Source organism: Owariibacterium komagatae (genome assembly GCF_045865535.1).
In the GTDB taxonomy this organism is placed as follows: domain Bacteria; phylum Bacillota; class Clostridia; order Oscillospirales; family Ruminococcaceae; genus Ruthenibacterium; species Ruthenibacterium komagatae.
This window is the reverse complement of record NZ_AP031406.1, coordinates 1,427,415-1,440,940: the sequence shown is the minus strand read 5'-3', so window position 1 is coordinate 1,440,940 and position 13,526 is coordinate 1,427,415. Positions and strand designations below refer to the sequence as shown.

11 protein-coding genes and 1 pseudogene are annotated in these 13,526 nt (G+C 60.7%); 10 read left to right on the top strand and 2 right to left on the bottom strand.

Going from position 1 to position 13,526, the window contains the following annotated elements:
- The first annotated feature begins 4 nt into the window (after positions 1 to 4).
- Genes hydA through gltA form a run of 9 tightly spaced genes read left to right on the top strand, consistent with a single transcriptional unit; the run spans position 5 to position 12,007 of the window.
- Positions 5 to 1,363: a dihydropyrimidinase gene (gene hydA, locus ACKTS9_RS07175; protein ID WP_349215311.1), complete on the top strand. Its 1,359-nt coding sequence runs from the start codon at positions 5 to 7 to the stop codon at positions 1,361 to 1,363.
- A gap of 10 nt (positions 1,364 to 1,373) precedes the next feature.
- Positions 1,374 to 3,944, top strand: a complete 2,571-nt coding sequence (gene xdh / locus ACKTS9_RS07170; RefSeq protein ID WP_407879855.1) for a selenium-dependent xanthine dehydrogenase — start codon at positions 1,374 to 1,376, stop codon at positions 3,942 to 3,944.
- Complete coding sequence (locus ACKTS9_RS07165) at positions 3,941 to 5,266, top strand: uracil-xanthine permease family protein (protein ID WP_349215312.1); 1,326 nt, start codon at positions 3,941 to 3,943, stop codon at positions 5,264 to 5,266. Before xdh ends, ACKTS9_RS07165 begins: the two co-directional genes overlap by 4 nt.
- A gap of 3 nt (positions 5,267 to 5,269) precedes the next feature.
- Positions 5,270 to 6,514, top strand: coding sequence for a diaminopropionate ammonia-lyase (dpaL, locus tag ACKTS9_RS07160; RefSeq protein ID WP_349215313.1), 1,245 nt, complete (start codon positions 5,270 to 5,272; stop codon positions 6,512 to 6,514).
- Positions 6,514 to 7,698 (top strand): YgeY family selenium metabolism-linked hydrolase, encoded by a 1,185-nt coding sequence (locus ACKTS9_RS07155; protein ID WP_349215314.1) that lies wholly within the window; start codon positions 6,514 to 6,516, stop codon positions 7,696 to 7,698. The genes dpaL and ACKTS9_RS07155 overlap by 1 nt, the downstream gene beginning before the upstream one ends.
- Positions 7,699 to 7,717: 19 nt before the next feature.
- Positions 7,718 to 9,310: an N-acyl-D-amino-acid deacylase family protein gene (locus ACKTS9_RS07150; RefSeq protein ID WP_349215315.1), complete on the top strand. Its 1,593-nt coding sequence runs from the start codon at positions 7,718 to 7,720 to the stop codon at positions 9,308 to 9,310.
- Positions 9,311 to 9,335: 25 nt separating this feature from the next.
- A complete protein-coding gene (locus ACKTS9_RS07145) occupies positions 9,336 to 9,713 on the top strand; it encodes a RidA family protein (protein WP_349215316.1) in 378 nt (125 codons plus the stop codon).
- 57 nt (positions 9,714 to 9,770) lie between these two features.
- Positions 9,771 to 10,613, top strand: coding sequence for a sulfide/dihydroorotate dehydrogenase-like FAD/NAD-binding protein (locus tag ACKTS9_RS07140; protein ID WP_407879851.1), 843 nt, complete (start codon positions 9,771 to 9,773; stop codon positions 10,611 to 10,613).
- A 2-nt stretch (positions 10,614 to 10,615) separates the two neighbouring features.
- Entirely contained in the window at positions 10,616 to 12,007 is a 1,392-nt protein-coding gene (gene gltA, locus ACKTS9_RS07135; protein WP_407879849.1) for an NADPH-dependent glutamate synthase, read from the top strand.
- Between the two features lie 137 nt (positions 12,008 to 12,144).
- Here gltA and ACKTS9_RS07130 read toward each other — a convergent pair whose 3' ends face one another.
- Entirely contained in the window at positions 12,145 to 12,396 is a 252-nt protein-coding gene (locus ACKTS9_RS07130) for a sporulation transcriptional regulator SpoIIID (protein WP_407879847.1), read from the bottom strand.
- Positions 12,397 to 12,458: 62 nt separating this feature from the next.
- Positions 12,459 to 12,581: pseudogene (locus ACKTS9_RS07125) on the bottom strand (sporulation transcriptional regulator SpoIIID); the annotation flags it as partial.
- Positions 12,582 to 12,723: 142 nt separating this feature from the next.
- Between ACKTS9_RS07125 and ACKTS9_RS07120 the strand changes: the two are divergent.
- Positions 12,724 to 13,479, top strand: a complete 756-nt coding sequence (locus ACKTS9_RS07120) for a 4Fe-4S binding protein (protein ID WP_407879845.1) — start codon at positions 12,724 to 12,726, stop codon at positions 13,477 to 13,479.
- The last annotated feature ends 47 nt before the right edge of the window (positions 13,480 to 13,526 follow it).

Genomic DNA, 13,526 nt, shown 5'->3' with positions numbered 1-13,526 from the left:
CACTGTGACCATCATCAAAAACGGAACGCTCGTTTTGCCTGACGGCGTGCGCCGGGGCGAGCTGGCGTTTGAAAACGGCGTCATCACCAAAATCGCGCCCGTCCTGGAGGCGGGCGCGCAGGATCAGGTGTTCGACGCGCAGGGGTGTCTGGTGTTTCCGGGGTTTATCGACGGGCACACCCATCTGGACATGGACAGCGGCACCACCGTCACAGCCGACGATTTTGCATCGGGTTCGTGCGCGGCGGTGTGCGGCGGCACCACCACACTGGTGGATTTCGCCACTCAGGACAAGGGCCATACACTGTGCGAAGCCCTGGATGCCTGGCATCAGAAGGCTGACGGCAAGTGCGCGTGCAACTACGCGTTCCATATGGCTGTCACGGACTGGAATGAGCGCACCTGCGCCGAACTGCCGATCATGAAAGAGCGGGGCGTCACGTCCTTCAAGGCATATTATGCTTACGACAACCTTCGGCTGGATGATGCCCAGATGTATCAGCTGCTATGCGCTTTGCAGCCCTTGCACGGGGTGCTGGGGGTGCACTGCGAAAACGGTACGCTGGTCAACGAACTGCAGCAGGAGCAGCTGGCACGGGGCGTCACCGGACCGGCGGGCCATCCCGCGTCGCGCCCGCCGGTGGTGGAGGCCGAGGCCATCCGCCGCTTGTGCGCCGTGGCAAAGCTGGCGGACAGCACCGTGCACATCGTGCACCTGTCCAGTGCCGAAGGTCTGGAAGAGGTGCGCCGCGCCCGGCGGGCGGGGCAGACGGTTTGGGCGGAGACGTGCCCCCAGTATCTGGTGCTGGACGATTCCCGCTACGCACTGGAGGGCTTTGAGGGAGCCAAGTACATCATGAGCCCGCCGCTGCGCAGCGAGGCCGACCGCCAGACGCTGCGTCAGGCGGTAAAGAATGGCGAGATCGACACCATTTCCACCGACCACTGCAGCTACCGCTTTGACACCCAGAAGGTTCTGGGAAAAGACGATTTTACCAAAATCCCCAACGGCGCGCCCGGCATCGAGCACCGCCCGGCGCTGATCTACACGAGCTTTGTGGCAACGGACGAGATGACGGCGGCCGAAATGTGCCGCCTGCTGGCGGAAAACCCGGCGAAGCTGTTCGGCATGTGGCCGCGTAAAGGCTGCCTGGCCGAGGGCTCGGACGCGGACATCACCGTGTGGGATCCGGCTGCGCGCTGGACCATTCGGGCAGCGACGCAGCACCAGAATGTGGATTATACGCCCTATGAGGGCTTTGAGGCGATCGGACGGCCCCGCGCTGTGTATGTGGGCGGGGAATTGGCGGCAAAGGACGGCGAGCCCACGGGCGTATGCGCCGGACGGTATGTGAAACGATAAGGAGGCTGGCATGTACACTCTGTATGTGAACGGTGTGGAGTACCACACCGAAAAGAACAGCAAACTGCTGGATTATCTGCGGGATGATTTGCGGCTGACCAGCGTGAAAAACGGCTGCGGCGAGGGCGCGTGCGGAACCTGCACGGTCCTTGTGGACGGCAAGAAAACCAAAGCGTGTGTGTTTCGGCTGGAAAAGCTGGACGGCAAGCACATCACCACTGTGGAGGGCCTGACTGAGCGCGAGCGCGACGTGTATGTGTACGCCTTCGGACAGACTGGCGCGGTGCAGTGCGGATTCTGTATTCCGGGCATGGTCATCTGCGCCAAGGCCCTGCTGGACGAAAATCTGGACCCCACGCCCGACGATGTGAAAAAAGCCATCCGCGGCAATATCTGCCGGTGCACGGGTTATGTGCGCATCGAGCAGGCGATTTTGCTGGCGGCCAAAATGTTCCGGGAGAACCTGCCCGTGCCCGACGACGGGTCCGACGCGCGCATCGGCCATCTGTTCCCCCGGGTGGACGTGGCGGAAAAGGTGCTGGGCACCGGGCTTTTCGTGGACGACATTGTGGTGCCGGGCATGATCTATGCCAAGGCGCTGCGGTCCAAATATCCGCGGGCCCGGGTGGAGAAGATCGACCTGACCCGGGCGCTGGCCCATCCCGATGTGGTGAAGATCCTCACCGCCAAGGATGTGCCCTTCAATAAGACTGGTCACATCATTCAGGACTGGGACGTGCTGATCGCCGAGGGCGACTGCACCCGGTACATCGGTGACGCCATCGTACTGGTGGCCACCAACCACAAGGAGACCCTGGATGAGGTGCTGGACCTGGTGGACGTGACCTACACGGAGCTGGAGCCGTTGACCGACCCCCGCGAGGCCATGAAGGAAGATGCGCCGAAACTGCACGAAAACGGAAACATCCTCACAAAGCAGGTGCTGCGCCGGGGCGACGCCGACAAGGCCATTGCCGAGGCGGCCTACGTGGTCACCCAGCACTACTCCACCCCCATGACGGATCATGCATTCATGGAGCCGGAATGCGCCATCGGCATTCCCGACGGGGAAGGCGGTTTGTTGATGTATACGGCCAGCCAGTCTGTGTACGACGAGCAGAAGGAGATCAGCCGTATGTTGCAGATCCCGCCGGAAAAGGTGCGCTGCCAGACAAAGCTGGTGGGCGGCGGTTTCGGCGGCAAGGAGGACATGAGCGTGCAGCACCATGCGGCGCTGATGGCCTGGGCCACCGGAAAACCCGTCAAGGTGAAGTTCTCCCGACAGGAGAGTTTGAACATCCACACCAAGCGCCACGCCATGGAGATGGACGTGACCACCGCCTGCGACAAGGAAGGCAGACTAGTGGCCATGAAAGCGCTGCTGATTTCTGACTGCGGCGCATACGCCTCGCTGGGCGGGCCGGTGCTTCAGCGCGCCTGTACTCATGCGGGCGGGCCGTACAATTTCCAGAACGTGGACATCACGGGTATCTGCGTCTACACCAACAATGTGCCGGGCGGCGCATTCCGCGGCTTCGGCGTCACCCAGAGCTGCTTTGCGGGGGAGGTCAATCTGGACCTGCTGGCTGAGAAGGTAGGCATCTCCCCCTGGGAGATTCGCTACCGAAACGCCATCCGCCCCGGCCAGGTACTGCCCAACGGCCAGATCGCGTCCCACGACACGGCCTATGCCGAGTGTCTGGAAGCGGTGAAGGATGTCTTTGAAAGCAGTCCCTACGCGGGCATTGCCGGGTGCATGAAAAACAGCGGCGTGGGCGTGGGCTTGCCCGACATCGGCCGTTGCCGGCTGGCCGTGGTGGACGGTGTGGTGCACATCCGCACCAGCGCCGCCTGCATGGGACAGGGCGTTGCCACCGTCTGCACGCAGCTGGTGCACACGGTTACGGGCGTGCCCGCTGCGCGCATCTTCCACGAGCGCGCCGACACGGCGATCACCCCCAACTCCGGTACATCTACCGCCAGCCGACAGACGGTGTTCTGCGGTGAGGCTGCCCGCCGCGCTGCGCAGCAGCTGGATCAGGCACTGAAGGCGGCGGGCGGCGACCTTGCGGCGTTGGAGGGACAGTCCTTCTACGGCGAGTACTCCGGCGTCACCGACCCCATGGGCTCCGACAAACCCAACCCGGTCAGCCACGTGGCCTACGGCTACGCAGCCCAGGTGGTGGTCATGGACGAGAACAAAAAAGTGGTCCGTGTGGCCGCTGCCCACGACGTGGGTCGGGTGGTCAATCCCCAGGCATGCGCCGGTCAGATCGAGGGCGGCGTGGTCATGGGCCTGGGCTACGGCCTGACGGAAGATTTCAAAATGGAGAATGGCTATGTGAAGTGCAAGTACGGCACGTTGGGCCTGCTGCGCTCCACGGATGTGCCGCCCATTGAGGTGCACCTGATCGAAAAGGGAACCGACGACCAGAACACCTTCGGCGCCAAGGGCGTGGGCGAGATCAGCGCCATTCCGGCGGCGCCCGCCTGCGCCAACGCCGCCTACCGGGTGGACGGCCAGGTGCGCACCAGCCTGCCCATCCGCGACACCTTCTACAAAAAGGAGGTGCGCAAATGAGCACCAAACAAAGCACGGCCCAAAGCGCGCTGTACACCCAAAGCGGCGTGCCGCCCCTGGGCGAGGCCATCCCTCTTGCACTGCAGCATGTGGTGGCCATGGTGGTGGGCTGCATCTCCATGCCCATGATCGTGGCGGCTGCCGCAGGCGTCTCTGAACAGGACCAGATCATCATGGTGCAGGGCAGCCTGCTGGTGGCGGCGCTGGCCATCTTGCTGCAGGCCTTCGGCGTCAAGGGCTTTATCTCCAGCGGCTTGCCTGTCATGGTGGGAAGCGGCTTCGCCTTTCTGCCCACGCTTCGCACCATTGTGGAGCAGTCCGGCATGGCTGGGCTGGCGGGCGCCCAGATCGCGGGCGCGTGCATGGGCATGATTGTGGGTCTGATATTCAAAAAGATCCGCTTTCTGTTTCCACCCATCGTCACGGGCAGCGTGGTGCTGACCATCGGCATTTCTCTGTACGACACCGCCGTCAACTACATGGCGGGTGGTGTCGCGTCCGACCCGTCCTATGGCAGCGCACGGAACTGGATTCTGGCCCTGATCACGCTGGTGGCCGTCATCGTTGCCGGACAGTTCGGCAAAGGCATGGTCAAGGCCAGTGCCACGCTGATTGGAATGGTGGTGGGCTATTTGGCCGCAGTGCTGTGGGGAGGCATCGACTTCTCCGGAGTGGGCACGGCGGGCTGGGTGCAGCTGCCGGAGCCCTTCCACTTTGCGCCGGCTTTTCATCTGAATGCCATTATCAGCCTGGGCATTGTGTTCATGGTCAACGCCGTGCAGGACATTGGCCAGTTTGAGGCCACGGCCAACGGCGCCTTTGAGCGGCCGGCCACCAGCGCGGAGATCACCGGTGGCGTCATCGGCAACAACCTGTGCAGCCTGCTGGGCGGCATTCTGGGTGGCGTGCCCGTGGCCACCGCCGGCCAAAATGTGGGTATTGTAGTTACCACCAGAGTCATCAACCGGGTGGTGTTCGGCATCGCGGGCGGCGTGGTGCTGGTGGCGGGGCTTGTGCCCAAGCTCAGCGCCATCCTCATCACCATCCCTCAGCCGGTGCTGGGCGGTGCCACCATCACGGTATTCGGCTCCATCGCCATGACCGGCGTGCGCATGCTGGCCCGGGAAGGACTCAGTCCCCGCAGCACGTTTATCGCGGGGCTCAGCGTGGCGCTGGCGGTGGGCATTCCCCAGCTGCCCAACGTATTCGCGGGCTGCCCGGCGTGGATCGGTCAGATCTTCGGCGGCTCCGAGGTCATTGTTGTGGCGCTCTCTGCCATTTTACTCAATTTGATCCTGCCAAAGGAAAAAAAGGAGACTTGAGTTATGAAGGAAACATTTAAAATCGTCACCTATCCCCGTCAGGACGTGCCCGCAACGGATCTGTCCGCGTTCAGCGAGGCCGAGGCCAAAAAGGCTCACGACTTTCACGCCAGCTTTGACGTGTACGCTGAAACACCTCTCACAGGTCTGCCGGGCCTTGCCAAGGCGTTGGGCGTCGCGTCCGTCCATGTGAAGGACGAGAGTTACCGCTTCGGACTGAATGCCTTCAAGGTGCTGGGCGGCAGCTATGCGCTGGGCCGTTACATCGCCAAAAGGCTGGGCGAGGACATTGCACAACTACCTGCTTCCCGCATTCTGTCCCAGGAAGTGCGTGCCAAGCTGGGGGACGTAACGTTCGTCACCGCCACCGACGGAAACCACGGCCGCGGCGTGGCCTGGACGGCCAATCGTTTGGGACAGCACTCCGTGGTTTATATGCCCAAGGGCTCCGCGGCCGAACGCCTGGCCAACATCCGCGCCGAGGGCGCGGATGCGTCCATTACCGATCTCAACTACGACGAGGCTGTGCGTCTTGCCAACCGGCAGGCAGAGGAAAAGGGCTGGGTCATGGTGCAGGATACCGCCTGGGAAGGTTATACCGATATTCCTTTGTGGATCATGCAGGGTTATACCACCATGGGTTATGAGATCGTGCGTCAGCTGGAGGCTCAGGGTGCCGAAAAGCCCACCCACGTGTTCCTGCAGGCGGGCGTGGGCAGCATGGCGGGTGCCATGACAGGCTTTTTGACCTCGTACTACGGAAAGGATCGTCCGTTCATTACCATCATCGAGCCGAACAAGGCCGACTGTGTGTTCCGCACCGCCGAAGCCCGGGACGGCAAACTGCATTTCGTGACCGGCGACATGGATACCATTATGGCAGGGCTGGCTTGCGGCGAACCGTGCACCATCGGTTGGGAAGTGCTGAAAAATTGCGCCGACGCGTTCATCAGCTGCCCGGATTACGCGGCGGCCGACGGTATGCGCATCCTGGCGGCGCCCGTGCGCGGCGACGCGCCCATCGTCTCCGGCGAATCAGGCGCGGCCACAGTGGGCTGTGTGTCCAACATTCTGCTGCGGCAAAGCCTGGCTGAATTGAAAGAGAAGCTGCATCTGGACGAAAACAGCCGGGTGCTGTTTATCAGCACCGAGGGCGACACCGACAAGGACAACTACCGCAAAGTCGTCTGGGGCGGCAAATATTCCAAAGTGTACGAAGAGGGAACCGACGGAAAGGAGAATGTGTGATGTTGAACGAATTGCAGAAAAACGAAGTGGTGGCCCTGTGCCAGAACCTGGTCCAGTCCCCCAGCACCAGCGGCCATGAGGACGGCGTGGTGGAACGCCTGAAAGCGTTTTTTGAGGCCAACGGCTTCGACAGCGTGCATGTGGACAAATATGGCAACGTGATCGGCTGCATCAAGGGCAGCCGCCCCGGCCCGAAGATTCTGTTCGACGGCCACATCGACACTGTGCCGGTAGGCGACCCCGCCACCTGGGAGCACGACCCCTTTGCCGCTGAGATCGTGGACGGCAAGATCTATGGCCGCGGAACTTCCGACATGAAGGGAGCGGTGGCCGCCATGGCCTGTGCTGCTGCAAACTTTGCCAAGGCGACCAACCGGGACTTCGCCGGTGAGATCTACGTGGCGGGTGTGGTGCATGAGGAGTGCTTCGAGGGCGTGGCCGCCCGGGAGATCAGCGCCTATGTGAAGCCGGATTATGTGGTCATCGGCGAGGCCAGCCAGCTGAATTTGAAGATCGGCCAGCGCGGCCGCGCCGAGATCGTGGTGGAGACCTTCGGCAAACCCTGCCACAGCGCCAACCCCGAAAAGGGCATCAATGCGGTGTACAAGATGGCTAAGGTCATCGAGGCCATCCGCACGCTGGAGCCCACCCATCACCCCGTGCTGGGTGACGGCATTCTGGAACTGACCGACATCAAGTCCGCCCCGTATCCCGGTGCGTCCGTGGTGCCTGAGTACTGCCGTGCCACCTACGACCGCCGCCTGCTGGTGGGCGAGACCAAGGAGAGCGTGCTGGCGCCCATCAACGCGCTGCTGGAAAAACTGATGGCCGAGGACGACCAGCTGAAGGTCAAGGCCAGCTATGCGGTGGGCCGGCAGATGTGCCACACGGGCAACGAGATCGAGGGTGAGCGCTTCTTCCCCGGCTGGCTGTACGACGAGAAAGACGCCTTCGTACAGGATGTGTACGCCGAATTGAAGGCCATGGGATATGAGCCCGGCATCACCCAGTACAACTTCTGCACCAACGGCAGCCACTACGCGGGCGAGGCGGGCATCAAGACCTTCGGCCTTGGACCGAGCCGCGAGAACCTGGCCCACACCATCAACGAGTACATCGAGATCGACCAGCTGGTGAAGGTGTGCGACTGCTATACCGGCGTGATGAAGGCGCTGCTGAAATAAGAAAGGAAGCGAAAAGACAATGGCTTCTCTGCTTTTGAAAGGCGGCCGGGTCGTGGACGGAACGGGCGCGCCCGCTTATGAGTCCGACGTGCTGGTGAAGGATGGGAAGATTGCGGCCGTGGGTCATGACCTGGGCTCCGCCGACCGCACGCTGGACGTGTCAGGCCTGGCGGTGGCCCCCGGCTTCATCGACACCCACAGCCACTCCGATCTGGACGTGCTGTTGCGCCCGCAGGTGCTGCCCAAGGTCATGCAGGGCATTACCACCGAGCTGCTGGGGCAGGACGGTGTCTCGCTGGCGCCGCTGCCCGCGCAGTACATCAGCCCCTGGCGCAAAAATCTGGCGGGTCTGGATGGTGACAGCGATGATATCGACTGGACCTTCGGCACCACGGAAAATTATCTGAATATGATCGAGGCTGCGCACCCGGGCCTCAATGAAATGTATCTTGTGCCCCACGGCAACATCCGCATGGAGGCCATGGGACTGGACAACCGCCTGCCCACTGAGGAAGAGATCGAGAAAATGCGTGCCATCACCCGCCGGGAGATGGAGGCGGGCGCCATGGGCCTGTCCACCGGGCTGATCTACATCCCTTGCGCCTACTCGGAAAGCCGCGAGATCATCGAGATGTGCAAGGTGGTGGCCGAGTATGACGGTGTGTTCGTCATCCATCAGCGCAGCGAGGCGGACACCATTCTGGACAGCATGAAAGAGGTCATCGAGATCGGTCGTAAGTCCGGCGTGAAGGTGCACTGGAGCCACTTCAAAGTGTGCGGCAAGCAGAACTGGGACAAGATCGACGCCGTACTGGAACTTTTGGAGCAGGCCAAAGCGGAGGGAATCACGGTCAGCTTCGACCAGTATCCCTACGTGGCCGGCAGCACCATGATGGGCGCCATTCTGCCCCCGTGGGTGCACGACGGCGGAACCGACAAGGCCGTGGCGCGGCTGGCCGACCCCGAACTGCGCAAAAAAATGGTCTACGACATGGAACACGGCATTCCCGGCTGGGACAATTTCGTGGATTTCGCCGGGTTTGAAAACATCTACGTCACCAGTGTCAAGACAGAACAAAACGCCGACGCGGTGGGCCTTTCCATCACGGAATTGGCCGAAAAGCGTGGAACGGACCCCTACACAGCCGCCTTTGATCTGCTGATGCAGGAGGAGAACGCCGTGGGCATGGTGGACTTCTACGGCACCGAGGAGCATGTGAAGCGCTTCATGCAGCGACCGGAGATGAACGTGTGCACCGACGGGCTGCTTTGCCCGGGCAAGCCCCATCCCCGCCTGTACGGCAGTTTTGTGCGGGTGCTGGGCAAGTACGTCCGGGAAGAGGGCGTGCTTACTCTGGAGCAGGCCGTACGCAAAATGACGGGCAAGCCCGCCGAGGTCCTGTCTCTGCGGGATCGCGGTCTCATCCGCGAGGGCATGCGCGCCGATATCACGGTGTTCGACCCCGAAACGGTCATCGACCGGGGTACTTTCACCGATCCCATCCAGTTCCCGGATGGCATCGCTTATGTGATCGTCAATGGTGCGCTGGCCGTGGATCACGGCCGGCACACGGGCGCGCTGAACGGACAGGTGATCCGGCGCGGCCGCTGACAGTTTACAAACAGGAGGATTTTTTATGAACAACGCAATTTCCACGGAAAAAGCCCCGGCCGCTATCGGCCCTTATTCCCAGGCGGTGAAAGCCGGCGATACGATCTATGTGTCCGGCCAGCTGCCCATCGATCCCGCCACCGGCGCCTTTGCCAGCGACGATATCACGGCGCAGACGCGCCAGTCCCTGACCAACATCCGCAGCATTCTGGAAGCGGCGGGCACGGACATGAGCAAGGTGGTCAAAACTACCGTGCTGCTGAAAAGCATCGCGGATTTCGCCGCCATGAACGAGGTGTACGCCCAGTTCTTCAGCGAGCCGTACCCTGCTCGGGCTGCTTTCCAGGTAGCCGCGCTCCCCAAGGACGCGCTTGTGGAAATCGAATGTGTGGCTGTACTGTAACGCCATCCGGCGCGGTTTTCGCAAACCGCGCCTTTTTTGTGAAAACGGAGGAACGCTATGTACAAAATTTTAGAGAAGGAAGCGCTGAACCCTACGGTCACCAAAATGGTGATCGAAGCACCGCTGGTGGCTCATAAAGCGCAGCCCGGCCAGTTTATCATCTTCCGCGCCAGCGAAGACGGCGAGCGGGTGCCGCTGACCATTGCGGACTATGACCGCGAGAAGGGAACCGTTACGATTATCTTCCAGATCGTGGGCGCTGCGACCATGGAACTGAATGCACTGAACGAAGGCGACAGCCTGGTGGACTTCGTGGGACCTCTGGGCACGCCCAGCCACCTGGACGGCCTGAAAAAGGTAGCTGTTGTAGGCGGCGGCGTGGGTTGTGCCATTGCATATCCCACAGCCAAAAAACTGCATGAGCTGGGCGCTGAGGTACACTCGATCGTGGGCTTCCGCAACAAGGATCTGGTCATTCTGGAAAAAGAGTTTGAAGCAGTTTCCAACCGTGTGGTGAAGATGTCCGACGATGGAACCTGGGGCGAAAAAGGCCTGGTCACCAACGCTCTGGAAGCGCTGATCAAAGAGGGCAATCAGTACGACGAAGTGATTGCCATCGGTCCGCTGGTCATGATGAAGTTTGTGTGCAAACTGACCAAAGAATACAACATCAAAACCACCGTGTCCATGAACCCGATCATGATCGACGGCACCGGCATGTGCGGCGGCTGCCGTTTGACCGTGGGCGGCGAAACCAAGTTTGCCTGTGTGGACGGCCCGGACTTTGACGGCCATCTGGTGGATTTTGACGAGGCGATGCACCGCGGCAGCATGTACCGCGATTTTGAAGCGCACGCCCGTGAAGCAGAGTGCAATCTGCTGAAAAAGGAGGTCAAATAATCATGCCTAACATGGACCCGAAAAAATGCCCGATGCCGGTACAGGACCCGGAAGTGCGCAATAAGAACTTCAACGAGGTTGCGCTGGGCTATACCTACGATATGGCGGTCAACGAGGCAAAACGCTGCCTGCACTGCAAAAACAAACCCTGTGTGTCCGGCTGCCCGGTGGGCATTGATATCCCCGGCTTTATTGCCAAAGTGGCCGAAGAGGATATGGAGGGCGCTTATCAGATTCTGTCTGCCTCTTCCGCGCTGCCCGCTGTTTGCGGCCGTGTCTGCCCCCAGGAAAACCAGTGCGAGGGCAAATGTGTGCGCGGCATCAAGACTGAGAGTGTAGGCATTGGTCGTCTGGAGCGCTTTGTGGCCGACTGGCACCGGGAGCACTGCACAGAGAAGCCGCAGATGCCTGTTTCCAACGGCCATAAAGTGGCGGTGATCGGCTCCGGTCCTTCCGGCCTGACGGCTGCCGGCGACCTGGCCAAGATGGGCTATAAGGTGACGGTGTACGAAGCACTGCACACTCCCGGCGGCGTGCTGGTTTACGGCATTCCTGAGTTCCGTCTGCCCAAAGAGATCGTCCGCAAGGAGATCGAGGGCCTGAAGGAAATCGGTGTGGACGTGGAGACCGACGTAGTCATCGGCCGCACACTGACCATCGACGAACTGTTCGACATGGGCAACGAGGCCGTGTTCATTGGTTCCGGCGCGGGCCTGCCCCGTTTCATGGGCATCCCCGGTGAGAGCCTGAACGGTGTGTATTCCGCCAACGAGTTTCTGACCCGCATCAACCTGATGAAGGCTTACAAAGAGAATGCCAAAACGCCCATTCAGCATGCGAAAAACGTGGCCATTGTGGGCGGCGGCAACGTGGCGATGGATGCTGCCCGCTGCGCAAAGCGCCTGGGCGCGGAGAACGTGTACATTGTGTATCGCCGCGGCATGGAAGAGCTGCCTGCCCGTAAGGAAGAAGTGGAGCACGCAGAGGAAGAGGGCATCATCTTCAAAACCTTGTCCAACCCCATTGAAGTGCTGGGCGACGAAAAAGGCTATGTAAAAGGCATGGTCTGCCAGGAGATGGAGCTGGGTGAGCCGGATGCTTCCGGCCGCCGCCGTCCTGTGGCGAAAGAGGGCTGCACCTTTACGCTGGATGTGGACTGCATGGTCATGTCCATCGGTACCAGCCCCAACCCGCTGATCCGGTCCACCACGCCGGGTCTGGAGACCAACAAGCACGGCTGCATCATCACCAACGGCGAGGACGGCCTGACCACGCGCAACGCAGTGTATGCGGGCGGTGACGCGGTCACGGGCGCAGCCACGGTGATTCTGGCCATGGGTGCGGGCAAAAGCGCTGCCAAGGCCATTGATGAGTACATCAGAAATAAGACATAACATTGAGCGCCAAGGTGCGAACCAATATTGGTTCGCACCTTGGCGCTCTTCAATTTTCGTACTCGTACCCAATAATGAGATTTTCCGGATTTTCCAGCCTTGAATATTCCAATGTGAAAATACGGTCGGAGGCATTGTTAAGTATTCGGATGATATTTCTGCCGTGTGGCGGCGCCGCCCCGCAGATGACGCTCCTCTTTATTTACCTGAAGCACTTTTTGCACGCTGTTGTATAATGCGCGATTCTGCCGTTTCAGACGCTGTGTCAAGTCCTTATGGACTGTGGACTTGCTAATTCCAAAACGCATCGCGGCATTGCGAACAGTAGCTCCGGTCTCTGCGACATACTGTCCAAGCGCAATGGCTCTCTCCTCAGGATTTCCTTTCATACAAGCACACCCCCCGGTAAAAAAATGGTGCTCTTACCGTAAAAAGTGCCTGCAATTTTTGGGATATCCTTATGTACCGTACTTTTCGAAATGCCGAAGGCCTTGGCCGCAGAGCGGACCGTGGCGTTGTTGGCTGTAATATATTCACCCAGCGCAATGGCGCGCTCTTCGGGGTTCCCTTTCATGCACATTCCTCCAAAAACACAATTTGCTACACTTTATGCAAAAGGCAGACGGGTTATGTGTGCGCGCCAAATTTTATGTTCTGCGCGAAAAAACGCGCTTTTTACCGCCGGGCGTGGTACAATCAAAGAAAAGGGAGGCTTTATGATGGATTTTCATACGACGGCAGTTTTTTTCAGTCCGACGGGCGGCACACGCCGCGCGCTGGAATGTTTTTTAAATCAATGGGACCCGCAGGCGGTCCGGGTGGACGCCACCTGCCCGCCTGCGCGGCTGGAGCCGGTTTCGCTTGGCGTCGGGGATGTGCTGGTGCTGGCGTTCCCGGTGTACGCCGGGCGGGTACCCGCAGCGCCCGGTCTGTTTGAAAATTTGCACGGAGAGAACACGCCCTGCATTCTGCTGGCCTGTTACGGGAACCGCCATTATGACGATGCGCTGGCCCAGCTGGCTTTCCAGCTGGAAGGACAGGGGTTTGTATGTGCGGGCGCAGCGGCGTGCATCACGCCGCATACCTTTGCTCCCGACCTGGGCGCAGGACGGCCGGATGCACTGGACACAGAGGCCCTGGCCCGTCTGGCCGAAACCGTGCGCGGCCGTTTGAACGCGGGGCAGGTGCATTCGGTGCAGCTGCCGGGTGAAAAAACACCGGCGCCCAAGCCCGCAAAGCCGATGCCGAAAACCCGGGATGAAAACAAATGCAATCGCTGCGGCGCCTGTGTGCGCGCCTGTCCGGCGCAAGCCATCGGGCCGGATCTGCACGTGGACGAGTGCAAGTGCATCCACTGTATGCACTGTGTGGCGGTGTGTCCCGCCGGGGCGATTCAGTGCGATACTTCCGCGCTGGAGGCCTATCTCACCGAACATTTTTCAAGCCGGCGGGAAGTGGAACTGTTCCTGTGAGCGGGAATATGTTACAATGAAAGCATCGCGGAGAAGGAGGAGACGGC

Excerpts from the sequence above, each read along its gene's own strand:
- xdh (WP_407879855.1), top strand. The coding sequence starts at position 1,374 with ATGTACACTCTGTATGTGAACGGTGTGGAGTACCACACCGAAAAGAAC.
- ACKTS9_RS07165 (WP_349215312.1), top strand. The coding sequence starts at position 3,941 with ATGAGCACCAAACAAAGCACGGCCCAAAGCGCGCTGTACACCCAAAGC.
- dpaL (WP_349215313.1), top strand. The coding sequence starts at position 5,270 with ATGAAGGAAACATTTAAAATCGTCACCTATCCCCGTCAGGACGTGCCC.
- ACKTS9_RS07155 (WP_349215314.1), top strand. The coding sequence starts at position 6,514 with ATGTTGAACGAATTGCAGAAAAACGAAGTGGTGGCCCTGTGCCAGAAC.
- ACKTS9_RS07150 (WP_349215315.1), top strand. The coding sequence starts at position 7,718 with ATGGCTTCTCTGCTTTTGAAAGGCGGCCGGGTCGTGGACGGAACGGGC.
- ACKTS9_RS07145 (WP_349215316.1), top strand. The coding sequence starts at position 9,336 with ATGAACAACGCAATTTCCACGGAAAAAGCCCCGGCCGCTATCGGCCCT.
- ACKTS9_RS07140 (WP_407879851.1), top strand. The coding sequence starts at position 9,771 with ATGTACAAAATTTTAGAGAAGGAAGCGCTGAACCCTACGGTCACCAAA.
- gltA (WP_407879849.1), top strand. The coding sequence starts at position 10,616 with ATGCCTAACATGGACCCGAAAAAATGCCCGATGCCGGTACAGGACCCG.
- ACKTS9_RS07130 (WP_407879847.1), bottom strand. The coding sequence starts at position 12,396 with ATGAAAGGAAATCCTGAGGAGAGAGCCATTGCGCTTGGACAGTATGTC.
- ACKTS9_RS07120 (WP_407879845.1), top strand. The coding sequence starts at position 12,724 with ATGATGGATTTTCATACGACGGCAGTTTTTTTCAGTCCGACGGGCGGC.